General features: G+C 61.1%; 2 protein-coding genes. One reads left to right on the top strand and one right to left on the bottom strand.

From position 1 onward, the window contains the following. Positions 1-317 (bottom strand): LysR family transcriptional regulator (locus AAFX91_RS42005; protein ID WP_394570390.1); only part of this gene is annotated, 317 nt, incomplete at its 3' end. A gap of 105 nt (positions 318-422) precedes the next feature. On the opposite strand from AAFX91_RS42005, the gene AAFX91_RS42000 reads away from it, so the two are divergent. Beyond that, positions 423-920, top strand: a complete 498-nt coding sequence (locus AAFX91_RS42000; RefSeq protein WP_394570389.1) for an SDR family NAD(P)-dependent oxidoreductase — start codon at positions 423-425, stop codon at positions 918-920. Positions 921-965 lie beyond the last annotated feature (45 nt).

The raw sequence follows: 965 nt of genomic DNA, 5'->3' as shown, positions 1-965 counted from the left end.
AATCCGTAGCCATGTGAGTCTCCTGTCAAAGGTAAACTCACAGAAACCATCTTACACTGAGTTACTGACACCCTCCGCTCCGCCTCACTGATCTGCTCCAGCACCTTGCGGCAGGCCACGACATAGGGTGCACCGGCATCTGTCAGCTTCACCTTTCGCGTCGTGCGCTGCAGCAGCTTGGTGCGCAGATGCGCCTCCAGCTCCGCAACGCGCCTGCTCACGGTTGTCACCGGCACCCGCATCTTGCGAGATGCGCCCGAGAAACTCCCAGTCTCCACCACCGCGAGCAGGGTCGACATCGCATCCAACCGATCCATGATTGTGCCAATCTACAGGAAAATGATTGCCAATCTTAGATGATTATCGCGCCCGATAGGAGGGTCTATCTTCCTTTTCATCGAAACACCGAAAGGAAGCCGAAGATGAATACCTCCACCCGCAAAGCCGCCCTGATCACTGGAGCATCCGGCGGCATCGGCGCCGTCTATGCCGATCGGTTGGGCCGCCGCGGCTACGACCTGATCCTGGTGGCCCGAGATGCCGGCCGGCTGACCGCAGTAGCCGAATCCACCACCCGCCATGGTGTTGCCGTGGAGACGATCCGCGCGGATTTGACCAAGGTGGCCGATCTCCGACGCGTAGAAGAGCGACTGCGCACAGACAGCGCCATCTCCATGCTGGTCAACAATGCCGGCATTGGCGCCGCCCCGGGCCTCGCAGATGCCGATATTGATGCGCTGGACCGCATGATCCACGTGAACGTGGCGGCGCCGACCCGACTGGCCGCCGCCGCTGCCAGCGCCTTTTCAGCCGCCGGGCGAGGCACCATCGTCAATATATCCTCGGCGCTCGCCCTAGCGCCGGAGCTTTTCAGCGGCGCCTATAGCGGCACTAGCATTACAGTTGTCTTTTTGTTTTGAAGTGCGCGCGCTGGGCGGCGGCCTGGTGAGCTCTACGCCAAAGTG

It is taken from the genome of Bradyrhizobium sp. 31Argb (genome assembly GCF_043638955.1).
GTDB lineage: Bacteria > Pseudomonadota > Alphaproteobacteria > Rhizobiales > Xanthobacteraceae > Bradyrhizobium.
The sequence above is the reverse complement of the archived record's forward strand: the minus strand, read 5'-3'. Positions and strand labels throughout refer to the sequence as shown.

Bases quoted from the DNA above. Each gene is read 5' to 3' on its own strand.
- AAFX91_RS42000 (WP_394570389.1), top strand. From the start codon at position 423: ATGAATACCTCCACCCGCAAAGCCGCCCTGATCACTGGAGCATCCGGC.